General features: G+C 45.6%; 25 protein-coding genes. 8 read left to right on the top strand and 17 right to left on the bottom strand.

From position 1 onward, the window contains the following. Positions 1-6: 6 nt before the first annotated feature. Together ACQY6I_RS07085 and ACQY6I_RS07080 are read left to right on the top strand one after the other, a co-directional pair. On the top strand, positions 7-219 hold the full coding sequence (locus ACQY6I_RS07085; RefSeq protein ID WP_428240775.1) for a DUF6368 family protein: 213 nt from the start codon (positions 7-9) through the stop codon (positions 217-219). Positions 220-487: 268 nt separating this feature from the next. Further along, complete coding sequence (locus tag ACQY6I_RS07080) at positions 488-880, top strand: VOC family protein (RefSeq protein WP_428240774.1); 393 nt, start codon at positions 488-490, stop codon at positions 878-880. A 337-nt stretch (positions 881-1,217) separates the two neighbouring features. Here the strand turns inward: ACQY6I_RS07080 and ACQY6I_RS07075 are convergent, their stop codons facing one another. The 3 genes from ACQY6I_RS07075 to ACQY6I_RS07065 all read right to left on the bottom strand — a co-directional run bounded on the left by ACQY6I_RS07075 (position 1,218) and on the right by ACQY6I_RS07065 (position 5,029). Continuing rightward, positions 1,218-2,546, bottom strand: coding sequence for an ankyrin repeat domain-containing protein (locus tag ACQY6I_RS07075; RefSeq protein WP_428240773.1), 1,329 nt, complete (start codon positions 2,544-2,546; stop codon positions 1,218-1,220). Positions 2,547-2,980: 434 nt separating this feature from the next. Further along, positions 2,981-4,093: a hypothetical protein gene (locus tag ACQY6I_RS07070; protein ID WP_428240772.1), complete on the bottom strand. Its 1,113-nt coding sequence runs from the start codon at positions 4,091-4,093 to the stop codon at positions 2,981-2,983. A 720-nt stretch (positions 4,094-4,813) separates the two neighbouring features. Further along, positions 4,814-5,029, bottom strand: a complete 216-nt coding sequence (locus ACQY6I_RS07065) for a hypothetical protein (protein ID WP_428240771.1) — start codon at positions 5,027-5,029, stop codon at positions 4,814-4,816. An 83-nt stretch (positions 5,030-5,112) separates the two neighbouring features. Between ACQY6I_RS07065 and ACQY6I_RS07060 the strand changes: the two genes are divergently transcribed. The 3 genes from ACQY6I_RS07060 (at position 5,113) to ACQY6I_RS07050 (ending at position 6,984) form a co-directional block, all read left to right on the top strand. Continuing rightward, the gene (locus ACQY6I_RS07060) at positions 5,113-5,550 is read left to right on the top strand and encodes an NAD(P)H-binding protein (RefSeq protein WP_428240770.1); all 438 of its coding nucleotides are present in this window, start codon (positions 5,113-5,115) and stop codon (positions 5,548-5,550) included. A 63-nt stretch (positions 5,551-5,613) separates the two neighbouring features. Next, complete coding sequence (locus ACQY6I_RS07055; RefSeq protein WP_428240769.1) at positions 5,614-6,207, top strand: Crp/Fnr family transcriptional regulator; 594 nt, start codon at positions 5,614-5,616, stop codon at positions 6,205-6,207. A gap of 54 nt (positions 6,208-6,261) precedes the next feature. Continuing rightward, on the top strand, positions 6,262-6,984 hold the full coding sequence (locus tag ACQY6I_RS07050; RefSeq protein WP_428240768.1) for an SDR family NAD(P)-dependent oxidoreductase: 723 nt from the start codon (positions 6,262-6,264) through the stop codon (positions 6,982-6,984). 559 nt (positions 6,985-7,543) lie between these two features. Here ACQY6I_RS07050 and ACQY6I_RS07045 read toward each other — a convergent pair. The 3 genes from ACQY6I_RS07045 to ACQY6I_RS07035 form a co-directional block, all read right to left on the bottom strand. Beyond that, positions 7,544-8,002, bottom strand: coding sequence for a GNAT family N-acetyltransferase (locus ACQY6I_RS07045; protein ID WP_428240767.1), 459 nt, complete (start codon positions 8,000-8,002; stop codon positions 7,544-7,546). Positions 8,003-8,020: 18 nt separating this feature from the next. Next, positions 8,021-8,149, bottom strand: a complete 129-nt coding sequence (locus tag ACQY6I_RS07040) for a DUF1697 domain-containing protein (protein ID WP_428240766.1) — start codon at positions 8,147-8,149, stop codon at positions 8,021-8,023. Between the two features lie 129 nt (positions 8,150-8,278). Beyond that, positions 8,279-8,875 (bottom strand): TetR/AcrR family transcriptional regulator, encoded by a 597-nt coding sequence (locus ACQY6I_RS07035; protein WP_428240765.1) that lies wholly within the window; start codon positions 8,873-8,875, stop codon positions 8,279-8,281. A gap of 127 nt (positions 8,876-9,002) precedes the next feature. Here ACQY6I_RS07035 and ACQY6I_RS07030 point away from each other — a divergent pair, with 127 nt between their 5' ends. After that, entirely contained in the window at positions 9,003-9,890 is an 888-nt protein-coding gene (locus ACQY6I_RS07030; RefSeq protein WP_428240764.1) for an SDR family NAD(P)-dependent oxidoreductase, read from the top strand. 580 nt (positions 9,891-10,470) lie between these two features. Here ACQY6I_RS07030 and ACQY6I_RS07025 read toward each other — a convergent pair. Further along, positions 10,471-14,289, bottom strand: a complete 3,819-nt coding sequence (locus tag ACQY6I_RS07025) for an endo-1,4-beta-xylanase (protein ID WP_428240763.1) — start codon at positions 14,287-14,289, stop codon at positions 10,471-10,473. A 342-nt stretch (positions 14,290-14,631) separates the two neighbouring features. Next, positions 14,632-15,801, bottom strand: a complete 1,170-nt coding sequence (locus tag ACQY6I_RS07020; protein ID WP_428240762.1) for a helix-turn-helix domain-containing protein — start codon at positions 15,799-15,801, stop codon at positions 14,632-14,634. A gap of 1,046 nt (positions 15,802-16,847) precedes the next feature. On the opposite strand from ACQY6I_RS07020, the gene ACQY6I_RS07015 reads away from it, so the two are divergent. After that, positions 16,848-17,174 (top strand): LysR substrate-binding domain-containing protein, encoded by a 327-nt coding sequence (locus tag ACQY6I_RS07015; RefSeq protein ID WP_428240811.1) that lies wholly within the window; start codon positions 16,848-16,850, stop codon positions 17,172-17,174. 324 nt (positions 17,175-17,498) lie between these two features. Here ACQY6I_RS07015 and ACQY6I_RS07010 read toward each other — a convergent pair whose 3' ends face one another. The 9 genes from ACQY6I_RS07010 to ACQY6I_RS06970 all read right to left on the bottom strand — a co-directional run bounded on the left by ACQY6I_RS07010 (position 17,499) and on the right by ACQY6I_RS06970 (position 23,381). Continuing rightward, complete coding sequence (locus ACQY6I_RS07010) at positions 17,499-18,077, bottom strand: DUF3885 domain-containing protein (protein WP_428240761.1); 579 nt, start codon at positions 18,075-18,077, stop codon at positions 17,499-17,501. A gap of 235 nt (positions 18,078-18,312) precedes the next feature. Then, the gene (locus ACQY6I_RS07005) at positions 18,313-18,732 is read right to left on the bottom strand and encodes a hypothetical protein (protein ID WP_428240760.1); all 420 of its coding nucleotides are present in this window, start codon (positions 18,730-18,732) and stop codon (positions 18,313-18,315) included. A 60-nt stretch (positions 18,733-18,792) separates the two neighbouring features. Beyond that, positions 18,793-19,125 carry a hypothetical protein gene (locus tag ACQY6I_RS07000; protein WP_428240759.1) on the bottom strand — a complete coding sequence of 111 codons (333 nt, stop codon included), beginning with the start codon at positions 19,123-19,125 and terminating at the stop codon, positions 18,793-18,795. 154 nt (positions 19,126-19,279) lie between these two features. Continuing rightward, positions 19,280-19,594, bottom strand: a complete 315-nt coding sequence (locus tag ACQY6I_RS06995; RefSeq protein WP_428240758.1) for a hypothetical protein — start codon at positions 19,592-19,594, stop codon at positions 19,280-19,282. Between the two features lie 237 nt (positions 19,595-19,831). Further along, the gene (locus ACQY6I_RS06990) at positions 19,832-20,530 is read right to left on the bottom strand and encodes an SDR family oxidoreductase (protein ID WP_428240757.1); all 699 of its coding nucleotides are present in this window, start codon (positions 20,528-20,530) and stop codon (positions 19,832-19,834) included. Positions 20,531-20,627: 97 nt separating this feature from the next. Continuing rightward, entirely contained in the window at positions 20,628-21,050 is a 423-nt protein-coding gene (locus ACQY6I_RS06985; protein WP_428240756.1) for a DUF4279 domain-containing protein, read from the bottom strand. A 684-nt stretch (positions 21,051-21,734) separates the two neighbouring features. Next, on the bottom strand, positions 21,735-22,292 hold the full coding sequence (locus ACQY6I_RS06980) for a peroxiredoxin (RefSeq protein WP_428240755.1): 558 nt from the start codon (positions 22,290-22,292) through the stop codon (positions 21,735-21,737). Positions 22,293-22,388: 96 nt separating this feature from the next. Beyond that, positions 22,389-22,790 carry an MAPEG family protein gene (locus ACQY6I_RS06975; RefSeq protein ID WP_428240754.1) on the bottom strand — a complete coding sequence of 134 codons (402 nt, stop codon included), beginning with the start codon at positions 22,788-22,790 and terminating at the stop codon, positions 22,389-22,391. Between the two features lie 366 nt (positions 22,791-23,156). Next, positions 23,157-23,381, bottom strand: a complete 225-nt coding sequence (locus ACQY6I_RS06970; RefSeq protein ID WP_428240753.1) for a hypothetical protein — start codon at positions 23,379-23,381, stop codon at positions 23,157-23,159. A 333-nt stretch (positions 23,382-23,714) separates the two neighbouring features. On the opposite strand from ACQY6I_RS06970, the gene ACQY6I_RS06965 reads away from it, so the two are divergent. Next, on the top strand, positions 23,715-24,942 hold a 1,228-nt coding region (locus tag ACQY6I_RS06965), incomplete at its 3' end, for an IS256 family transposase (RefSeq protein ID WP_428240752.1).

Here is a 24,942-nt window from a genome sequence, read left to right as displayed (position 1 = left end):
GCCCTGGTGAAACTAACGTTACAGGCAATTGGCGGACCACTAGGATATGAGTTTGACCCAGATTACCCTAAAGAAATCGAAAAATATGCGGGAGCAAGTAAATTATTGGGTTGGCCTCCTAAAGGTATTATTGGCCTGTATGCAATGTGTAATGGAAATAGAGACCACAAAGCTCTGGGTGAGATTAGGTTTGGTATTGCCAAATACTGTAAACAGTAGTATTGCATTTGGCCATGTACTGAGTAGATATACATCTGATCCAGAAATACTGGAAGATCCTGAAGCTTTTGAATATGATCATGAGTCAATCATTAGCCTTGAGCTATTTGAACGATGGTTAAAACATCCAGACTTTTGTATGGTGAATTAAAGCGTAACAAAATTCTGTTAGAGACAAACCTACACCACTCTCCGGTTTGTCTCAAAGCATGATGTTATTCTTCGCAATAATCTGAGAGGTAGATTCAACAAATGCAGGGTATTAAATATGTTTAATCACATTATGGTTGGTTCGAACGATATCGAAAGATCGAAGTATTTTTATGATGCGGTGCTTGGAATCCTTGGCGTAGGTGAGCCGATTATAAATAAAGCAGACTCAGGCCATACCCGACTCTTCTATCGTCACGACGATAATATTTTCTGCGTCACCGAACCAATAAACGACGAAGAAGCGACTCCCGCCAATGGCGGTACAATTGGTTTCAAGTGCAGTTCTCCAGAGCAGGTTAAGGAATTTCACGATATAGCGATTGCTCATGGGGGAATATCAATCGAAGATCCGCCTGGCTTACGCGAAAATAAATTAGCTGCAATGTATCTCTCTTATGTTCGTGATCCCGATGGCAATAAGCTATGTGCACTCTATCGTGTAAAGTAACTTTGTAGTGACATAGTTAGTTTGGCATATGCATTCGACAGCCATAAGCCGAATCTCAAGCGGACGCATAGCACGTGTGCTCCGCTCAGCAATACATTAACTGTACAGCAAAATCATGTGATCCTAATTTGTGGCAACCGCGACCTGATCTGACAGTTGCCAGTTTTCTGAGGTGTCTCTGTCAGATTAGCTTTACGTCAGATTCTTTTTCTGCCGAAACTGTTTCCCATCAAGCATGGTTTCCATTAGCGTTCTACCACAATAAATTTTTCTCTGATGAGTTCGATTATCGTTGTGATATACCTTCAACCAACCCACAATATAACTCGCTATAATGTCAACTGGTTTTCATTGTATGCACAACATTCGCCTCATTGCTTTGAACAATTGAATACCATCCAGTTTCGAAATCTCGACTCAGATTCAGTAGTCTTTCACTGCCGCCCATTAAGGACACGTTTCTGCCCATAATCAACTTCCCAAGACTAGACTCGATTTTAGCTTCTGATAAGTCAACACGAACCCCACGGAGATTGACCCCATTCCATTTGGGGTCGACTAATGTTTTTATGTCGTTCAGAGTGAATTTTTGTACTCCATTCTGATATAAGTACTCAAGTAACATTGTTAACATCTCGCTGTATGGATGTAATAGAAACTCAGTTTGAAATTCAAACTTCCTAATATCAGCAGGACTAATTTTGTCTTCCACAGAAAACTCACCTAAAGGTATTCTGCGAGATTCGAGCAGTCTGTTTCCTTTAACGAGTGTTTTCCAATTAGTTCGAAGTAGTTTTTTGTACTCTTTTGAAAGTGGTTTGCATGGTGTCAAGAGATCGCCGAAAGTTTGACCAGACACCAAAATAAAGTCCATACTTGCACCCCATTCCAATAAGAGTTCTACATATTCATTAACCTGTCGCCTGCTATTGAAATCACCCTGACTATGAAAAGGACTGATTGCATGAACTAAAGCGGACGCACCGTAGCTATCAGTTTTATTAGGGTCTGCACCTTTTTCAAGTAGCCACTTAGCCTGTTGAACGTTCGTGTAGATAGCTGTTCGCATTAATGGTGTGAGGCCTGAATATCGAGTGCTCTGATGGATAGATTCACCCTTATCAAGTAGCTTCTGGCCAATATGCAATGCCATCTCTGTCAGATAGTCTTTTCTACGTTTATCAACGAAACAATAAAAGGCAGGAATGGTGACAGTAGATTCATGCCGTCCAACGAACGGGTCAACACCAACTAACCAGTTGGCAGTTGCGAATGCTTCAAATTCAGTTGCCAAGCCAGTTAAGCACCTTCCCCTACTAATCGGATATTCGAGTTCTTTACCTTTCAAGAGAGTAAAGTATGGATCTAGATAGGAGTACCGTTTATCAAATGTTTTTAAAGTATCTAAAGCTGCTTCAAGTAATACAACAGATGCAAACCAAACAGGAGTTCCATTCAGAGGAAGGGGCTCAGGAACCAAAACATTGAGATCAAAACTTGCAGTCATGTATTCTTTTAAAAAAGATCCATACTGAGCTGCATACATTCTTTTTTCTGTAATTTTGGTTGCATATCTGATTTCGCGATACAGTGAATCAAACCGTTCAACCAATATATTGAAAGCCTTTTGCTCCGATTTATCAACAATACTATCTGTCTCAGCCATAGGGATTCCTTACTAGAGTAGCCACTCCCGAATTACCTTCCCACTCACCACGAAAGTAGATTCATGGAGGTATGTTTCATTTATCAATCATTTCCAGTCGAGGTCTCGCAATCTTTTTAAGTTACGTTTAGTAGCGGGCCTAAGGCGAACAACGCCGAGTTGAGTGAAGCAGTCCTCAGCCCGAAGGGTTATGGCTAATAAGGCCGCACTTTGCGTTGGTCAACGTTCGCTTAGAATGACGAAGCTTCACGTTAACCGTCGGAATGCCGCATCACTTAATTGCGGCCTTTAGCCACTAACAGGTTCGACAAAATGAGTGTAGACAAGCCCTAGTATCATTTTATTTTCATGCGCGATCCCTATTGCTCGCGCTAAATCAGAATGGTCCTTTGCCTTTCCCTGAAAGAACGATGATGATTTAGGGAATATCCTGTTTATTCGGAAACAAAACATGGCAGGACATCTTGTTCGAAATAGGGTTTTTGATTCACCCAAAACATATACTTCAGTTTCAGAAAATCCTTCGCAAATGCATGAAGCATGGGCACTAAGTTCTCACGCTCATCAACGACTTCATTTGAGCCTGTTTGCCCGATATAATTTCCGTCTTGCACTGCAATCCCGAGCGGTACATGATATGAGTATTCATGCATCATGGCCAAAGCGTGGTTGAGCTGTGCTTTCCGTTGAATCATTAAATCGGGTGCTCCCAACCCCACTCCAATCTGCTCGCCATATTGATAAACCGCACGCAAGTACCCTTTATCTTCCCATGGCAACCACTCTCCTGGCATAAAATTCGCGTACTGCATGGTTGTTGAGTGAGGAAAAGCTTTTTTAAGAGCCAGCATGTTGGTTTTGAGAGATTCAACATACCGGACCGGCGTAAACGAAGGATCAAACTCCTGAGATACCCCAATGGCCGACTCCTGCAGGTTTATGCCCTCAATTTTTCCGTCAAAAGCAGCACCCAGCGCTGTCAGCAACTGCGCGAACCTCGCCTGAACGGCAGGACTCCAACGTTTTGCAACCCACCCTTCAGGGTCACCACTATCGGTTCTTTGTAGGATGGCTCCGCCATCATATTCCGCCGTCAATAAATAGCCTGGAACAGCCTTATACTTTGGATCAAACGTGGCATCCTGAAGCTGGAGAAACAGTCGCTTCCCATGGGCGGCAAGATAGTCGTAGTCTTCCTGGATGATCGAAAAATCATAGTGCCCTTTAGATGGCTCAAGCTGCGCCCATGAATACATGATTTGCGCTCCTTCGAATCGCGCGTTCTTCAGGAGCGGATGATTATGGATTGCTCCCCGATCCCGTGAAAAATACACAAAGTGGTGAATATCATCCTGAACAACAGGACAGGTTGCATCGAGAAACTCTGTGTAGGCTTCCGCATAGCGTTCGCTGGGATTCTCCCACTCAGCCCTGGTAGTAAGACTTAGAACAGTACAGATTATGGACAACGCGATACACTTCATCTTATCTCTCCAATGAATACCTATTAGGAAGTAAAAGAATGTCCCTTTCCCACCGAAACTCAAACATAGTGCACTTGGGTTTATGGGCAATCACATGCCAGGAAACCGCCACGACCAACGTCCAGGGTAGAGATGCTGCTTAAGGCCAAACAGTACGGCATTTAAAACCGGACTACTGGGCAATTCGGTCAAAGATTACTCCATGTCGCATATATTATCGTTAATAGTGTTTGGGAGCCTCTGAAAACTGGCCTATTTTCGCGCAGAACGTTGTCAGTCCCAGTCTCACATCCTCATTTACACCCGTAAATTGCGCTGTTGCGAATGCTGTTTCCTCGCCTGCATCAAAACCATTCCGTATTTTTCAGAGGTCCCTTTGATTTTTCGGCAGCAATTCCGCTTCCTGTCACCGGCTTTTAAATAAAACCGATAGGCATTTGCGAGTGTTTCCAGCTTCTTCACTCTTGTAGTCAGAGTAACAATCATGCATTCATCACGGTTGAATATCATTATGTTATTTTGTCACTGTCCAGCAATACTAAACAAAGGCGACACTGCTATTTTGAGACCCTTCTGGCTCAGACAATGTTCTATATCGTCCTGTACGTGTTTTGCGACACTTTGACTGACGCCTGATGGTGATTACCATCAAATAATACTCGACGCACGGCCATTTGTTGGATGAGGTATTGTTCTTCTGTCTAACCCGAATATTTCATCAAATCCAAAATATGAATATGCTATCGGCAATTTTCGATACCCAATCTAGTTTCGTGGGGGATTTCATAAAAAAATCGTCTGGATTTTTTGGATAACCCGAGTTCCGAACACAACTCCCCCACCCGCCCAGAGTTGATCCTTGTACCGGGCGCTGCGTGCTCCTTCCAGCAAACGACTGTTCTGACCCATACTGATGAGGTAATCCACCTGATGACGATCACACCAGCCCGGAATCATCGGAGAGCAGAATCCAGCATCGCCTTGCAGAACAATGTTCACCCTTGCCAGACCTGCGCAGCCGTTTGGGGTACTGATTATTTCTGACCTATTGGATCATCGAATGGCAGCCCGGTGAAACGAACATGACAACTCTCGTATTAGGTGCCAGCGGTGCTACCGGCCAATTAGTGGCACAACAACTATTGGCACAAGGAGAAGCAGTAATCGCTTTGGTACGCTCCAAAGCTCGACTCACAACTTCGGACACCAGGCCTGAACAGCTGAAGATCATCGAAACAAACATCACCCAACTGAGTGCAGCGGATTATTTACGCTCTTGCGTCGGGCAAAATAACCCATATATGAACTGGGTGGTGGTGCGTCCGGATACGCTAATGGATGACGCGGGCGCAACCGAATACGAGGAGCCATCACCTGTACGCAGTCCCATTTTCGACTCGGGTAAAATCAGCCGCATAAATGTCAGTCATTTTATAATGCGACTGGTGAAGGAAGAGTCCGCTTGGCAGCATTGGCAAGGGCAATCCCCAGTGTTATATAACCGGTGCGGGGCCAGTTGATAGCCCGGCAACTGTTTTTACTTGAACATGGGTGATTGTCACCCCAGAGAAGGTCGTCCAGCTATGGAAAAACACGGTGCATTACTCGCCCTTAGAAGAGCGATTGGAAGCCAATGCCAGCTATCCGAGGCGACGTTTGAACGTTTTTCCGCAGAAACCTCTATCATGCAATTGGCTAAAAGTGAGGTGTTGTTGGCAGCCCAACAACCTCAGGGGAAGTTCTGGTTTGTGGTAGAAGGGCTATTGCGTAATTTCTATATCACAGATAACGGAAAAGAGTTTAACAAGAGCTTTATTTCCGCTCCGGGCTTTTGTGGTTCCATGGCCGAAATTCTGCAGGATCAGCCTAATCGCTTTGCCATCGCTGCGCTGGAAAATAGCACGGTATTGGCCATTCCAATTCAGACGCTACAAACATTACGTGCAACGGAGCCAGCTATTATGTTTTTCGAGTTGGCGATGGCGCAACAACTGGCGTTGAAAAAAGAGTTACGTGAAGCAGAACTACTACTGGATGATGCCAGCACACGTTACCGTCACTTCTGTGAAGAATATCCATACCTGCTGGAGCGCATTCCCGCTTATCATATTGCTTCTTATTTAGGTATTTCTGAAGTCGCGTTATCACGAATTAAGCGAAATCTTAACCGAGTTTAAGGTACTTATTAGGGAGTAAGGCGAAGATGTCGCTGTCAATCACAGCGAGGTCTTATGATGAAATCCCAAACTATTCTGATTACCGGAGCCAGTCACGGTATTGGTCGTGAGCTTGCTATTCTGCTTGCCAGGCAGAACAAGGTCATTGCCCTTGGTCGCGACCGTCAAGCACTAACGGATCTACAAAATTTATATGGCATAATCCCGCTGGTCGCGGACTTAGAAAACAGCGCCCAGGTCAACAACGTCATTAACACAGTCAACGCGCGTTGGCAGGAGCTATCCGTACTGATCAACAACGCAGGTATTCAACAGCCACTGCAGTTATCAAAAATGGACTCTTCTGCTGCAATCACCAAAGAAATGCAAATCAACTTCCTCGCACCGACAATACTGATAGCAGGGTTGTTGCCGTTACTCCAGCAACAATACTCAGCGCGGGTCATTAACATCACCTCCATTCTGGCTCTATCACCCAAACAGAGCACACCAATTTACAACGCCAGTAAAGCGGCGCTACACAACCTGACTCAGTCACTGCGCCAGCAATTAGCCAATACAACGGTCAGGGTGACAGAAGTGATACCGCCCGTCACGCAAACAGGACTGTCCAGCGCCGACACAAAAAATGCTCCCTCTGCGGCTTGGGTGGCTGAGCAAATCCTCAAAGGGCTGGAAAAACAACAGAATCAAATTGCCATAGGACAGGCGCGACTTGGTCTTTGGCTCCATCGCTGGGCCCCGGCTCTGCTGCGTGCCAAATTGTTAAACAGTTAAACCGGTTTTCACAATGGAAGTGACCTTAGGGCCTGTCTACCACGGGAGATACTGACTATGTTTATTGCCATTCGACCATCAGGCGACAGATCAATTGTTGCATGGAAAAAAAACATGTGATTGGAGATACCGGTATGGAGGCATGGCAAAACGAGAGGCGCATAGGGACTGATCTGTGGATAGGATGATTTGCAGTACGACCCGGCACACGACAGACCAAGGAAGAAGACAGTCAGGAAGGTTGGATCGAAACCATTACGGCACAGATCAGAGCCAAAGTGGAACACAGCTTTTTCTATATCAAGTGGATGTTTGGTTATAGCAACATTCGTTATCATCTTAAACAAATAACACGAAGAGGCTGTATTTGTTGTGTATCTTTGCCAACTTAATGAAGCCGAAATCGTTGTTGACATAAGATCAGTGTGCCTGGAGTTAAGGTTTTGGCCTTGATTTCAGGCATGTTGATCACAGAAAAGGACAAATATGCACCCAATTAAAGTTTGTTCTGAATTAAGTTAATGATTAATCATGCTTTGGGGTAAAAATCATATATTCCCTAGAAATAAGCTGGTATTGAGCCATTAAACACAAAAGTGTCGCTTGAAATATACATACAATCAGACCCCTCAATACTCGTAAAACCAAGCCGACTATAAAACTGGGGGTCAATATCGCAATGCAAAAATATGGCTTTGCCGTTGTGATTAATGAACAACTCCGTTTTCATCAAATTGAGCAAATGGGATGCATAACCTTTATAACGAATATTATTGGGAGTTGCTACTGAGCCGATACCAAAACAACCCTCTTTGAGATCAAACAAACCTTGATAAACAATGAGAGACGATAAAATTTGTTCATTTTCAACGAGCACATACCAAGTGCCAGCCTGATACTTTTCGCTACTACGACAATCAGTTAAATACTCCTCATAAGAAAGACCATCATTCCACACATCAAAGCCAATAGCATAAATAGTGTCTAGCTCATGAGCTTTCGCTTCTCTTAAGTACATCTTTATAAACTTCCTGCATTACCCAACAAATATGGTACGAATGTTCTGCGCACCCAGCTCAGTCAATAAGACCTTGAGCGGCTTCATGGGCAGGCTGTTACGACCACCGACATTGATGCCACGAAAGAGTGCTATCCAAGTTGGCATATGCTGCTCTTATGAACCTGGGCTCTGTTCCAGTGAGGCCGCTTACCTCACGTTCAAACGTAATCCGTATATCCATACCAAGCTGAGGTTTACTATGGGTGTCCTGTTTATCAATGGGTGTCCTGTTTATCACTGTTCCCGTCCATCACGGTTCCTGGACACCGACACCTTACGCAAGTACCCGACACCCAATTGAATCAGGTGCTGAGTAAAGTCATCCTGGCGCTCTATTGGCATAGCTCCCGTCAGCATCATTTGAACAGGCCCGATCAGAGCGCCATTAAAGATTGAGGCCACTAAATCAGGTTCATCGAACCGCGCATCAGAGCAGCTGCGCAACAGGTTACCAATGGCTTGGTTACCCCGTTCGTATGCCCGAGCCACTATGGAATCGGTTTCTTCGTCCGAAGGCAGCATATAGAGCGCACGGGATACGTCTGGACGTTGCATCTTTACGGCGACAAATGCTGAGGTTACCCCCTGCCCTATGGTTTCGAGCGGCTTGCCACTGAGTTCATCACAAACAGTTTCAATCGCCTGAACAATTTTATCCAGATGCTGATTCAAAACTGCCAGCAGAAGAGCGTGTTTGTTCGGATAGTATTGATAAATAGACCCGACAGACACCCCGGCCCGCTCCGCTACCCGGGCAGTAGTCAGATACGAGAGGCCCTGGGCAACCAAAACCTGAATAGTAGCTTCAAGAATGACCTGAACTGTCGCCAAAGATCGCACTTGAATAGGTGATTTCCTGGGCTTTTTCTCAACTTTAGTAACCATATTAGAACGCGACTAACAAAACTGAAGGATTCGTCACATACTAGCGGCTGAAACAATATTAGGGAATCCGATTATGAAAAAGACTGCATTGATAACCGGTGCCACATCTGGATTGGGCCTGGCTTTGGTTAAACAACTGGTTCGCCAAAATGACATCCATTTCATCCTGCCCGTGCGCGATATGGAGCGAGGACAGCGAGTAACGAACTCATTTTCTGACGCACAAAAAGAACGAGTCAGCCTATTAGAAATGGACCTATCAAGTTTAGCGAGTGTTCGAACGGCCGCTGACTCGCTGGACTCCCCAATTGACATCGTTATGTGTAACGCTGGGGTACAATCTGCCACGAAAACCATCTACACCCAGGATAAACTTGAACGAACATTTGCAGTGAATCATCTGGCTCACTTTGTGCTGCTGCAAAAAATCGAGCACCTTATTACAGCCGAGGCGATTATTGGCTGGGTCGGCAGTGGAACTCATCATCCTGAATTAGCTAAAACATTTGGTTTTACAGGAGCGCACTATAGAGACCCAGAACTGCTCGCCAAGGGAATGTACGAAAGTGATTCCAATACAAGACAATCGAGCCGAGATGCGTATGCAACATCCAAAGGCTTGAACATTCTTATGGCCCGATACCTATCTTCGCGCAGTTCATCACGCACTTACTTTTCTTTTGATCCAGGCTTAATGCCGGGTACAGGATTGATTCGTGAAGGAAGCACAGGTTTGAGGCTGGCATGGAAATACTATTTGCCCGTTGTCGCCAAATTTATGAAAGGCACCAGTACGCCGAAAAGGTCAGCAGCAATGCTGGCGCGAATACTGTTAAAGGACAAAAACATCGCTTCCGGCGATTATGTGGAATACACAGGTCATGCGCGCGAACCATTTAAACCGCAAGATGAAACATCTTATTGTCAACGTCTCTACGACTACAGCGCGGCTTTGCTTTAATACTGTGTTGAGTAACTTTGTAGATTGGATGTTAATGAGGGCTACCACCGATTTATTTTAACCGACGGCCTTTCTGGCACATCTTAACTGGTCTCGTTATTTACATGCTCCTCAACAAATGGCCAGTGTAATGCTGCCCCCAAATAATGATCGCAAAGCGTGGCTTACACAGCGTTTGTCTTTGGGTCGCGCATTAACCTCGGTGAAAAATCGCCAGCCATTATCAACACCGGTAAATGCGCATGAAGCATTTCAGGGTGCCTCTTGAACGAAGCACAGCATCCATCACCGAAGTTACCAAGGTGTGTTAGCTAACTGTATGCAGCGGCCAACACTGCAACCATATAATTGAGCGCACGTGTAACCAATAACCTAAGAGGCCTCTGAAAAACAGGAATAGTTTTGATGCAGGCGAGGAAGCACCACTCGCAACACCGCAATTTACGAGTGTAAATGAAGATGTGAGACAGGGGCTGACAACGTCCTGCGCGAAATAGACCAGCTTTCAGAGGTTCCCTAAAAAAAAGCCTCCCGTAAGGGAGGCTGTAATGACAAGTATTACATAGGTTGGCGCATTACATTAACGGTTTAAATAGTTCATCAACCACGTCATTGCTGGTCGCGGGTTGCCGTTATTTTGGATAAGTCCTGTTCCATCTCGCCAGGTCGAGCCGACCACATATCCCCAAAGCGTAATACCGGCGACGCTAGGATGGTTGTAGAACAAAGGAAACTGCTGCTGCATCACAGCAAGCTGCTCTTGGTCATTCGTTTTTTCTATATCGTACTCCGATATATAAATAGGTAATCCCAAGGCGGCGATTTGATTGAGCTTGCTGGATAAGTCGCTGGTACTCCAATCAGCCAAACCGTGCGATTGCAAACCGATAGCATCGACAACACCAGCATTCACTGCCGGGCGAGCCATTTGAATAAACTCGTTGGTATTCCAGCTGAGGACGTTGTAGTCGTTTAAAATCAGAGTCGCATTGGGACAATATTTTGCGGCCAGCTCAAACGAACGGATTATCCAATCGTTACCAAACGCTTTCTTAGCATAACCTGCAGGTGCATGCCCCGGTGTCGCCTCGTTGACCACATCGATGAATTGCGTGTCTGGATAACGATTACAGTAGTCACGAATCCACTCTTCGATTTCTGCTCTTAATTCACTGGCAGATAATGCGTCACCCGAACAGTTTGAGCCGATCCAACCTGGACACTGGCTACCCCAAACCAGGGTATGTGCCTTAACGGGAATGTTATTGGCACGAGCATATTCGTAGATTCGATCCAACGGTGCCCAGTTGTACTGGTCGCGGTTACCTTCAACGGAACCCCACTTACCTTCGTTTTCGGGAGTGATTTGATCCCAGTACTGCGAAAAGTCGGAGCGTACTTGGCCACGGGTGGTGATGTTACCAACAAATACACCCGTGGGATCAATGACGGTATCGTCGAGCGCACCATCTGGCGAATACACAGCGAAACCCGCGAGTGTGCCATTATCAATCAACGTTTCCAGACTAATGGTAAGCTCGCCATCCGCGACATGCACATTGTCAACCGATAGGGTATAGGCTTTGTCATGACCGACTTCACTGTATAAATCGATGGCATTTACCACTGCCTGGCCTTCGACGAGTATGTTAAAGGCGCGCTGACCAACTTGTTCGTGATAGATTTCAGCAAGCTGTAGTTTGAGCGAGTAGTTGCCTTCGGTGACCGGAATTCGGTACGAATACTGACCGTAACGCTCACTTTGGAAAACCGCATCATCGTTGGTGCCGCTAATGGCATCATTGGTACTATTAGTCGAGCCTCCGCTGGCATAACGATCGGCCTGGTAAGTGACACCGTCTAACGAGGTACTCTGACCACCTGCATTGATGGCAACAATCAGACGCGAACCATCACCGCCTATAAACCCAAATCCGATCGAACCATTGCAGTGAAGCATTTCACTGTAACTTCCTCCACCGCACTCGCCGTCATAGGCTCCAGTATTATCTGCCTGATCCTCTGCCTGGAAAATGTTGCCATTGATGCTGACATAATCCACCTGAACATCACGATCTCCTCCGTCATCGTTAGTAAATGCAACGCGCAGCTCTCCCATTGCAGCAGTGTTCACTGTGTAGTCCTGCATACTAGTGCTGGCTATCCATGTCTGAATGGTATTGCCACCGATCTCGAGGTTGACGCTTTCATCGCCGACCACGCCTCGCATACGCACAATAATGGTGTTTTCACCCGACGAAGAGGAAGAACCAGAACCGTCCGAACCGGAGGAAGAGTCGGAACCGTCCGAACCGGAAGAAGAGTCGGAACCGTCCGAACCGGAAGAAGAATCGGAACCGCCCGAACCGGAGGAAGAATCGGAATCGCCCGAACCGGAGGAAGAATCAGAACCACCCGAGCCGGAAGAGCCGCCACTCATCTGGTCGCAATCGCCAATCAACGACCATGATGAATCACTGCCAGGCAAGGTGTTGGTGTACCAATTCGCTTGATACAGCTTGTTCTGGTAAACCATCTGATCACCGGCGTTAGCGTGATTATTGGCACCACCAGACCAGTCACTAGCCGTCCAATTGGGGTAAACATTGATGCCGTCGCAGCTGTCGCCCGAGGAGTCAGAATCGTCCGAGGAGTCGGAGCCATCCGAAGAACTGATCTCGATATCACCTGCGGCCGTTAATAGGGTGATAAAGTCCAGTTTGGCACCATCTTCGCGACGTTCGATACGTAATGTGTGGCTGCCTGCCGTGAGATTATCAAAAGTTGTCAGTGTTAAAGTGTTCCAGCCACTGGTTTGGGTATTGTTTTGAGTTGTCCAAGTACCATCATCCAGTTTGAAATAAAACGAATCGTCGTTGGCATTTGCCATGTTAGCGCGTATCTGGAACTGGACAGCGGTCGACTGCGATAAACTAAAGGGGATTAACACCTGGCCACTTGCATTATCTGATGCGGAATCCAGCAATTGATCACCGTTATTTGGCCAAACGATGTACTGCGATCCGGAGGCTGCAGCATCTGATGACACGGAAAACGGCGCAAAGCCATCCTGGCTCGAAAGGCTTTCCAGTTCGACCTGAACGGAGGAACCCTCAGAACCAAATCCCTGCCCATCAATCGTCACTCGGTAACCATAAAAAGGATCAAAAACACTAACAGGTACGGTGAGCGAACCGTTAACCACAGTTTCCACCGATTGCGCGACAGTAACCGGCCCGGAAACGGGCGTATCTTTATTTGACCATGCCACATATTCGACAGTAACGTCGACAACATCACCAAAGCTGGCGGGGATATTGTTGAATACGACATTCGCAGTACCGGTGAAGTTACCACCGAGACAGATGCTGGCGTAACCGGCCGAGGTATCCAGGTTGGCAAAGCCATCCAGACCATCGCCATTCTGACGAGGCGGCGTAACACTCAGCATGTTGCCTGTCATATCTCCATACCACTTGTATAGCCACCAACCGCCGCCACGCTGGTTATTTGGGGTTAGCAGACTGCCTAGCCTGCCCGGCAGATTGGTGAACCACCAAGAGATATTCGCGGACTCCACCCGATTACGCTCAAACTTTGCGATAAACGGTACGGAAACCCCAGGCGCGCCCTCATATTCGTGCGTGTCGTGGGAATACTCATTGATGCTGATTGGACGGGGCGTAATGCCCAAAGCACGTTCCCGGGCGCGGTAGTCGGCAATATTTGCCGTGATATTGTCTGAACCTCCCAGTTCGTGCCAACTGATAACATCGGGAAGGCAGTTGTTCGCGACGCAATACTCAAGAAACGTCTGAATGTATGAAGCATGGTACCACGCTGCTGACGGCCCGATAATGCGTTCACCGGGGTCCTGGCTGCGAATCAGGTCGTAGGTGGGTTTCCACAGTGATGAATTGAAGTTTCCGTTCGAATCACTCCAGGTAATATTGGGTTCATTAAAAATTTCATAACCATAGAAGTTGTCTCTCCCGGAAGCACGCTTGTCAGCGATGACTGAGCGAACTCCCGAAGACCAATGTGACCAGCCTGACCACCGATAAGGCCAACCTGGCAGTATATCCGCCAACCGGACGGTCACCTCAGCAGTGGTGTTGGCCAAGCGCTGAGCAACAGGGATGGCTGCACCAATCGGCTGTTGGTATCCTGACCCACTTCTGGCTGGTTGCGTATACATTCTGGGATTAAGCGGCGCAACAAGGCCATTGATGTCTGTGGGTAAACTCTCGGTGATACCGTAAAGCGCACCAGACGCGGCCTGGGTGACGGGACCAATCGGATCAGACATGTCGACAATGAGTGTTTCACTTAGTGCGTGAACACTCGCACCAAATAACAACAATGCACCACACAAAGCCGAAAATCGTTTTTTGATCATCGTTTTGAATCCTTGATTAGGTTTGAGATAAGTGCCGACATTCTTGTGAAATGGCGTGTTTCATAAGAAAAACATGCCGGGCGATGTTTCTTTATTATTATGATTGAGCGCAGACTCGCCCAGTCCATGCTCACATTGAGAAAGCGATTATTTAAGGCGCTGGAGAATAAAAAAATAAACAAACAAAGTTTAAATGCTTGTAATCCAAATCGTTAAATACTTTTTTTAAATCGTTAAAGTTTGTGAAAGGGCAGCGCGCCAATAATTGAATTCCTCGCCTGCTGCGGCCCAAAGGTATTACCACCTTCAGAGGGCCACATTTTGCGCATGGATTACTCACCACTATGTCTCGGGGGCTCTAAAGCTGTTAAGCCTGAAAGTTTTTGGTGCACAACCGTATTCCTTTTTAAACAACACGTTGAAGTAAGTCACATTGGCAAAACCGACCCCAAGAGCGATTTGTTTGACGCTAAGATGTTCTTCCTCGATGAGTAATCGCGCGGCCTCCGCTAACCGAAGTTTATTAACGTACGCGGTAAAAGTGAGACCCAGTTCTGCTTTTAGGAGTTTATTAATTTTTGTGCGGGTTGTTCCCAGAGTGACCGCAGTACTTTCAATGTTGATCTCCGGATTGATGTACTCAACAGCAATATGGGAAAGGAGCGCCGATTTGGGATCGTCAGATTGCTGCTTGATCGATAACTTCTGATAAGCAATGAGGGGCCGATTGGTATTAATTTGTTCTTTTGCCCGGCGTATTTTTTCCTGCACATACAGCCTCATAAAAAAATATGCCAAGGCCAGCCAGGCAACCACGGTGATCGCGACACTACACCAAAAATAGCTATAATTCTCCGAAACGAGTACCAAGTCGGATATTTCAATTCTTGAGCGACTTCCTCTTGGACTCTGGAGAGAGTTGTTGATCGAAAAACCGTGCGCTCTTCGCAAATCTGCCGTGCGGTCTGTGTACGCCAGACCATAACGCTCAAGCCACCAGTCAGCAGAATCCAGATCAGTTAATTCGAACGATATTTTGCTGCTTTGCTTATTACAGGTTAGAAAATCCAGGTTAACTCGATAGGTTTCTGGTTTGGCAAGCTTTGTAACATTGTCGACATAGGTATACAGCGCAAACACAAGAATATTCTTGGGCTCACATTTGACGCGAAAACTTACCCTGGAATAAACACTTAGGTCGACCAAATCACTAACATCTTGTGGGTCGGAAAGGTTGACAATAAAAGAGGTATAGGGGTAACGCTCCTCAGTAGAAACCAAGAAATCGAAGGTTATGGGCTGCGACGTTTCTCCGCTATTTAATACAAAAACTTTGTCGCCTTGTTGCTGATCAGGAGGCTCAATCCCGTAAAACCAATTGATATCACTATTCTCTCCCGGCAAAAAAGCGGTTTCATGGGTGGAAGCCAACCATCCTGCATATAGCAGAATAACGGACAGAACAATGAGAACAGAAACACAAAGTAATGCTTTGCGATAAAATAATGCCATTCTTTTGATATTCTTTTTATTTGTTTATGAATGTCTGATATATAAAAAGCAAGCTAATCGAAAACAGTAGAGAGATCTTGCTTCCTCGTACCATGCCCCTACCCTGGGTGCCTGAAGCCACACAATATGGCATCAAAGCCGAGTCACTGTGCAACTCAGTCAAAGGTTACCCCATGTGGCTATATATTATCCGTTAATAGCGTTTGATTTTTCAGCAGCGATTCCGCTACCTATCGTCGGCATTTAAATAAAACCGATAACCACTTCTTCGATTATTGTTGTTTTATCGCTGACCAGTGATCCCAGACAACACACCAGCGAGAGAAATGTCACCGTTAAAACATCTCGAATCCGGCGTTATCCTTATGCGCCTCCTACACAAAATACTCCCAGCCGGCTGATACTCTATCGTGCCAAGTGCTCGAAGTATAATCAGATACCAGGGTTCTGAAGTTGTCCTATCATACGAACAGATGAAACGCACTAGCCCGGCTATTAGAATCCAAGCACTAGACGACCCCATCCCTGATTGGGGTCAGCCTAACAGAGACAGAGGGATCATAAAAAGGGGCTAAGGAGCACAGCACTGGTGATGCCGCATCACCCGAATGGCGATAGGCACTACCGCCACCGTGATTTTGAGGCGTATATGGGCATAGGCGTTTATTTTTTACATTAACCTGCCCAACAGAGTTTTACCATCTACCGATAGACTCACCACCGGGCGAATGATGAGCCGGAAGAAGTGAGAGTTCCTTGCCGGCTACCTTAAGGTCAGCAGACCTGCCCCCTTCCTGGCTGAAATCATCGCTGGCTTTTGTGTTCGGTATCCGAAGATTCAACTAAGCTGTGATAACCAACTAAACTCGATGGAAGGCTTGCTAGAAGGATTCGACCAGGCGTTACGTTTTTGGCCGAGGGCCATTGGTCGATTCTGGTTGGGTCGCCAGTGAAGTCCTGCGTTGAACAAGTTGTGTGATGGCCTCACCACAACCTTTTGAAAATCAGCTATTGCCACACGCACTGGATGAACTGAGTAAAGTCTCCTGCATTACAACCCTATCGGTACTACAAGGCATGCCCTGGATTTAAAGGGGACCAAACCATTCGTGCAATCCAGCTACAAGTTCAACAGCGGTCACATGGCCAAATCCGCCGCACTGAAAGGACTTGGTTTTACCATATTGCCCCTTCACGTATGTCAGGCAGATATAGACAGTGACTCTTTCATCAAAATTGGCCTTAACTGCGAACCAGACAATCTTGTGTTATACGCGCTGTACCCGGGGACAAAATACCCACTGGCAAAAGTAAAAGCATTTATAGAGCACCTGCAAATAAGTCTCACTGATCTGTTTTCAGATGGCAGTTAGTCCGCGTGACCGCTTCCTGTATATAATGCTGACAATATTCCTAACCACCTCAAACCTTCTCGTTAAAGGACCGAAAAGCATCGCTTTTTGGGGCCGATGGAAGCCCAAGGGTCAAAGCGAATTTCATTGCCTTGGTAACACTCTGCACTAAAACTCTTCACTGAATTCCGGAAGACCGAGCTCAGATTTTAATTGACAAAATCTAACCTCAGAAAATGGGCCCTACGTGATTTCATCTCCATTAAGATATTTCACTTAACGCCCGCATTTGCGACTGGTTTGGAGCGCAGCGGAAACCAATCCGACAACATGCGCTTGTTAAATTTAAAAACCCTCATGATGCGACGATAACCATTCACGGTGCTGCTCCTTTAGACGATCTCTTTCCTCTGTTGATACGAACACTACGTCAGCGCCACCATCATAGGGGTGAAAAACGATGCCTTTGCTTGGGCTGATAATCATAATATTGCCCACTTCATCGTTGGCCACCATATGAAAAAGGCTATTAAACTCACTGCCAGTGAACTCGACCTCTGACACATGAAGATGCCAATAGGATTCGTAATCGTCGTCATCTTCGTGTTGTTCCAGTGTGCACCAAGGTTCACTGGCTGAAAATAGCTTTAAGAGTTCTGGCTCTGGTTGCGAGGGTACCCTTTCCTCAGAGTACTCTGGTAATACAACGAGGACCTTACTTCCAGTGCCGCACAACTCCTGAAGAACGATATTGTACCTACGCAAAACCTCCAAATATTCATCTTCATTTTCTGGATATCGCTTCGACCCAGGCAACGAGTGAAAGCGTACCCATCGGCTTTTATACTCATGTTTTAAGTTATGAGCTTCAGGAGCGAAATTATCAAATTCGCTATTCCAGAATTTGGCAAGTTCTTCAATCATGGTGAAGTTTAACGCCTAAAACTGCGGACACGACAGTGGTTCGCAGCTTTGTATTGTTAGAATTGGCATGAGCGGGAAACTGCTGAGCTTTAAATCACAAATGCCACCGGACTTAGCCAATTCCTGATCATTTGGCACCCAACGACTGGCGTTGAATGCCACCTGATTTTACCTGTGTGCAGTCGCGGATTTGTCGGTACCACAGAATGCTCACTTACAAAGTGAGGAAAAAATTCTAACGCCTGTCCAAGTCCGATTGATAGCACTTGTTAGGCATTTTTTTTTGCCAGTTAGCCACATAATTTTTGTATACCACAGCCAAAGCTTTATTAAAGCTCGCTTCGTTTTCCGAAGCTGAATTTAAAGCTGACACAATATACGAATACTCAGATATTTTGTTACTGCGAATACAATTTTGAATATCTTTTGCCACCTTACTTTGTACTGCACTTAAGTAGTCTGAGTTATCAATATAAACGGCAAAATTCACCAACAATGCGATAGCCGCACCGAATGCTAAAAAGCTATTAGATTCTGATTCCTGAAGGACGACTAACGGGTCGAAATCAAACTCAGTAGCTATTGGGTCTCCGAAATTACCGCCATAATCGATAATTTCATTGAGCATATTTTCTATCTGTGCGTTCAAATCCATTTTAGCTCCTAACGTTCGGAGCAGTTGCGCGTGCTTTTTCGCGTCGACTGCCTGCGTTTGTTATGTGATTGCCACTATCTCTGATAGCAATCCACGTTCATTAAATATCGTAAGAGCCTTTGCGCAGCAACTTGAGAAAGCAATCCAATCAACATCTGTTTGTTTCGTATCAAGTGATATGCGTTTCCATACCTCTGAAACTGTTCTCAGCGCTACGATTTCCTTACGTGAAAATGTCGGAGGTACAAAGGAACCAATATTATTGCCTCCTACCCAATCTTCCCACATCTCAAGATTCGAAATTGCTGTTTCAAATTCTGATGAGTCACTATACCAATCAAGTAACTCGATTATGCGATTTCTAACTCTTTGGAGGACCAGATTATCTGCCATAAATATTCACATAACGTCAACATAAGCCGCAAGCGTTAGCGAGTCGGTGTTGATGGTTTTGTCAAACGTGACTTGAACCATGTAGTGAGTGCTTTTAGATCTACATCAAGGCCACTGATATTCGGTTCAAGGATTAGAGTATCTACAAAAGATACTAACTCGCCTGCCCTTTTATTTCTTTAGCTATTGAAAAGTCTTTTATTTTCTTTTCAGACTTTATATCTACAAACAATTTTTCAAGAAAGCCTACAAGGTCCGATGGCGTTTTACATACATCACGAACTTTAACAAAGACTAGGGAATCTTTGATTTCTTGGGTGTGATTAGAATAACTGTTTTCAATGAAGTAGCTCGGATGAACAGTGGTTATCATTATCGCAGGTAGAAGTTCTTCTGGATCGATACCATTAATACCCTGCCAAGATAAAACCTCCGAAGCAAAGTGACTATCAGGCAACCCCCGGACCATGACTGCATCATTTTTGGCGCAAACGAAGCTATTCGATCTGTATTTTTGTTCAAGGCTTCATTAATAGGCTCTTCCAGCAGTAATAATCCAACACATATAAATATGTATTTCCGCTCTTCGGATAGAGGTAGATCTGATATTGAACTTACATGTAGGCCCATCATGGCTCCTTGCGTTCAACGTCGCTAATCAGCCGCGCCGCTTTTTGCGTCGGCTGCATTAGCCTTGTTAAGGGAATTATATCAATCTAGCCCCACCATCAATCACCACAGACAGCCCTGTTGTATAAGAACTTTCCATTAAATAAATATATGCTTCAGCTACTTCTTCGGGTGAAGCGATTTTTCCAGAAGGGAACTGTTGAGCATATTTCTCCACTTCTGGAGGTTTTGGAGCGACAAAACCAGGGCTTACAGAATTTACTCTCATTGGCGCCAGTTCTACCGCCAACAACCGGCAGAATGCCTCCGTAGCACTATTGATAATAGACATAGTTGAAGAGTTCTTGAAGATCTTTTCGCCAGCAATGCCGGTGGTCATAACAATGCTGCCATTTTGACTAATCTGACATTGTGCCTTCTGGATGAGCTGGTATTGGCCCCAAAATTTTGTTTCAAATGCTTCTTTCGCCTGTTTGATATCGGTTTCGGCAAAAGGGACCGGGGTTATCTCTGGCCTTGCGGTAATGACAAGATGATCGATATCTCCGATTTTTTTCAATGCTTTTTCTGTTTCGTTTTCGGATGTCGCATCAAATGAATATGTCTCAATGTCATGGCCAACAGTAGCTGCTAAATCATTATATTTTTCTGCCGCATTTCTGGAAGCTATAATAATTTCCCCCCCTGCCTTACATGCCTGTTTTGCAACAGCGAGGCCAATGCCGGAGCTGCCTCCAACAATAAGTATTCTTTTATTTTTTAATGATTCTTTCATTATTTTTTTTACCCCTTAACGCTGCGCTAAACGGCGAGCGAGAGCGAGTCCGGTGAAGGCCACGCTTTTTGTGGCCGTAACGAATTAAATGGCTTTGTTATACGCTTTCATCATCTGGGCCATACATATCAAAATCGATTTCAATTCCTCGTCGCCCCAAAGCCAAAAGGGACTCAGACGAGATTGAAATCCCCTCCATCGCAGACTCCATAAACAGACCGCAGAACAGATCAATGCTGTATTTTTCCCTTAACGAGGTCCAAACATCTATGTTCCTGGTCACCAGCGCCAACAACTCAGCAATTTGTTCATCCAGATTGCCTGGTGATCTATCGGTGGCTTTGAGGCGCCACATTCCTGACTTAGCAATGCGGGGTTTGCTTTGCTTGGTCCAAGCGAAAGGCTGGCCCTTAACCTTCTTTGTCGTCGGGTCACAACCAAGCAGAGCGCTCACCTCATCAGGCACTAACTCGTCACCAATAATTCTTAAGCTGACACGAGACCTAGATAGCGTCGCCATTTTTCCCTACCTATAACGCTCACCACATAGGCGAGCAACTTGTTGCGAATCCAAGGCACGGACTGCCGTTTGTACTGGTGCTTGATATCTTTTAACGTCACTTCAAGCGCTCAGTATTATTTAGTATCTCAGACTGGTGATCATTCAAAGATTTACCCATAAAAACAACAGATACATGTTCTTTTGCTTCAGTATGAGTCATGTTAAAAATTGACATACACTCTTTCGTTGCCGCTACAGGAGAACAGCCTCTGCCTGTTTTTTCTTTAAAAATTCAACCACATTCATATCAGTATGGTATTCCCACATTTCATCGAAGAATAATATCCACATGTAGGCTTTGCCTGATTCCGGTACGCGTTCGCTTTCCTCTGTCCTTACAAAACCATCATCGTTTAGAAACGTTGGCCAGATACAGCATATTCCCTCTTCATTTATACCTTCACTCTCATAGCGAAGATCTGACCTGTATCCCTGAAATGGTGTTTTTTATCACCCTCCTTCGTCTGGAGTAAAAAACCGGTACTCAACCAAAAAATCGGGATACCTTCCATTTCTTTCTTGATAAGGTTTCCACATTTCGAAATCTCGTAGGAAAACTAACGACCCTGGTTTGGGGCGAGTGAACGAGTCCAGCACCCTGCCGCGATAACGGTGATTTTAGGCGCAACCAACACTGGCTTGTTAAGCCATTTTCGTTTGTAAATAATCTATCACCTGATCTGCATTTCTGTCCGGTGGGAACACCGGATAAAAAACTTTTGTTATTAGTCCCCTATTTGCAATGAGAGTAACCCTTTTAGCAAGGATCACACCTTCTACCCTAAAAGTAGGTAAATTCAAAGCACGTATTAATTGTAGGTTTTCATCGCTGACTAATTCAAATGGCAAATGAAGTCTGGTCTTTGCTTCTATTTGGTATTGTTGACTCTGAACACTTAAACCGAAAACTTCTGTGCCTAATGCCTTAAGTTCGTTGTAATGATTTCTAAATGAACAAGACTGCGGGGTACATCCTCTAGCCCCTGGTATTTGCTCCCAGCCAGTGGGCTGGGATTTATCCGGCCGTCCAGTCTTAGGATAGATGTAGATTACAACTGAATCTAAAGAAGATAAATCTACTAATTCTCCTGAAGTAGCCAATAACTGAAAACTAGGTAGCGAAAGATTCAATAAGTGATCACAAGCGCCATCGTCTTCAGGAACTGGAAGGTTAATTGGTAAATCTTCTAAGTTTTCCATAAAACCTCCTGTAGTACTTAACGCCGCCAACAGCGGCCGAGCGTTAGCGAGGTCCAGCCCATGCGCTTTTGGCATGGGCGATTGTGCTTGGCTTTGTTAGGCAACCGCTTGCAGTACAAGCCAACCTCCAGCAACGATAAATGCAACGTGTTGTATGAGCATGCCTATACCTCGAAAGAGAGGTGTAGACGTGTAGAGCATTCCACCTGCGTGCAACAGCCTACTGATGAGAAAGGCACCAGCAAGACCGAGCACGAGTGTTTTTCCCCCTCCACCGTACTCAACGAGACCAAGTGCAATAAGCGCCGCGGGAGCGTACTCAATGAAATTGCCATGTGCCCTGATCTTACGGCGCAGAGTTTCATCCCCACCGTCACCAAATGTGAGGCCGCCAGAAATGCCACCGACCTTTGCGCGGCCTATCGAGATTTGAAGACTCAACGGCACCATAAGTAACGTGAAGATGCCCGCTAATAAGGAAGTGATTGGTAAGGTCATGCTGATTATCCTTTCGCCTAAAACTGCGGACACGACAGTGGTCCGCAGCTTTGTATTGTTAGAATTGGCATGACCGGGGAACTTCTGAGCTTTAAATCACAAATGCCACCGGACTTAGCCAATTTCTGATTACCTAGCACTCAACGACCGACTGAAGTTGAATGCCACCTGATTTTACCTGTGTGCAGTCGCGGACTTGTCGGTGCCACAGAATACTCACTTACAAAGTGAGGAAACAATTCTAACGCTTTTCTTCACCGGCGAAAAATCGCGCAGCGGTTTTGAGTCCTTTTCCGGCTGGGCGAAGCCTAGGACTTATAGGGCAAAATGGTGCAAGAATTTGTTATGTGTTGTTGAACTAAGTACTTAGTCTTGGAACTCCCAAGGTATTTCCTTTTTGAAAATTTGAATACATTCTTCCATTAGTTCAAGAGAAATAGTTTCCTTAAATACAGTTATCGTTCGAGTCTTTTCTGAGTCGTCTCGGAAAATCTCAACCACCTCCTCATCGTTCCGATATATTTCAACACCTATACCATCTCTAGAACTAACATCACTAGCAATGACAACTCTATCTTTTGGTTCACGCATCACTCTTCCTTTCTACACATAACGCTCGGCTCACCGAGCAAATTTTTAATGGCGGCTTTTGTGCGTATTTTTTTTGCACAAAAGGTGACAGCGGAAATTTGTCCGGTGCAGCCGTTTGTTAAGTTTGCTTATAGTTCATAAGGAGTAAGCTTATTACGTACCCATTTTTCAATGGTCTTGAGCATTACCCTTTGGATACCCATCTAGATCTGCACTAAAACAAGTTAGATCGTATAGCGAGATATGATCATTTCTGGTGTATGACAAAAAAAGATGGCAGCGTATCCTGTTGATTGATCCGGCAAGATCAACAACCAACAGGAGTACACCACCATGAGCAATAGTAATGTCGTAGCACTACAGAAACCAGCTTTGTCTGACCCACTTCAAGAAGTTTTGAAGGAAGGTGCGAGGCAATTATTGGAACAAGCCGTTCGTGCTGAGTTGAGCGAACTGCTTGAGAAGTACAGCTCTTTAAAAACGGAAGATGGCAAAGCAGCTGTGGTTCGCAATGGCTACTTGCCTGAGCGCACCATTCAAACGGGTTTGGGTGATATTCCGGTAAAGGTGCCCAAGGTACGAGATCGATCTGGGCAAGGCATCAAGTTTAACAGCAAACTGATTCCGCCTTATCTGAAGAAGACTAAGGCCATCGAGGAGTTCCTGCCTTGGCTCTACCTACGAGGGATCTCGACTGGAGACTTCTCAGAAGCGTTGGGTAACTTATTAGGTCCCGATGCTCCCGGGCTGTCAGCTGCAACGATCAGTCGGTTGAAGAAAGATTGGATTTTCGATTATCAGCAATGGCAGAAACGGGATCTCTCGAAGAAGCGGTACGTCTACATCTGGGCAGACGGCGTTTATACGCACGTAAGACAAGACAGTAAGCTCTGTCTGTTGGTGATGATTGGCTCGACAGAAGACGGTAAGAAAGAGCTTGTCGGGCTGATGGACGGCTACCGTGAATCGATTGATAGCTGGACAGAGCTGATGCTTGGGTTGCAGGCTCAGGGCTTGAAGCAATCGCCCAAACTGGTCATTGGCGATGGCGCTATGGGCTTGTGGGGAGCGGTGAATGAACAATGGCCGCAAGCGAAACATCAACGATGCTGGGTACACAAGATGGTGAATGTGTTGAATAAAATGCCCAAATCCATGCAGCCCAAAGTCAAAGTCGATTTACAGAATATTTGGATGGCCGAAAGTAAAAATGCAGCGAACAAAGCATTCGATCTTTGTCTGAAAAAGTATCAGGCGAAGTATCCGAAAGCGATGGAAACATTGGAAAAAGATCGAGACTCGATGCTGGCGTTTTACGATTTTCCAGCCGAGCACTGGGGTCACATACGCACGACCAACCCAATCGAATCAGTCTTTGCTACGGTTCGTCATCGGGGTAAACGAACGAAGAATTGTGGCAGTCGGGAAACCACTTTGAGCATGACATTCAAGTTAATAGAAACCGCACAAAAGCGCTGGCGGAAACTCAGAGGCTACCGATTGTTAGCGGATGTCATTCTAGGTGTGAAATTTAAAGACGGTGAACGAGTAACTGAAGAAA

Source organism: Gynuella sp. (assembly GCF_050297175.1).
Taxonomy (GTDB): domain Bacteria; phylum Pseudomonadota; class Gammaproteobacteria; order Pseudomonadales; family Natronospirillaceae; genus Gynuella.
Note: the sequence above shows the minus strand (reverse complement) of the source record. Positions and strands in the feature narration are given on the sequence as shown.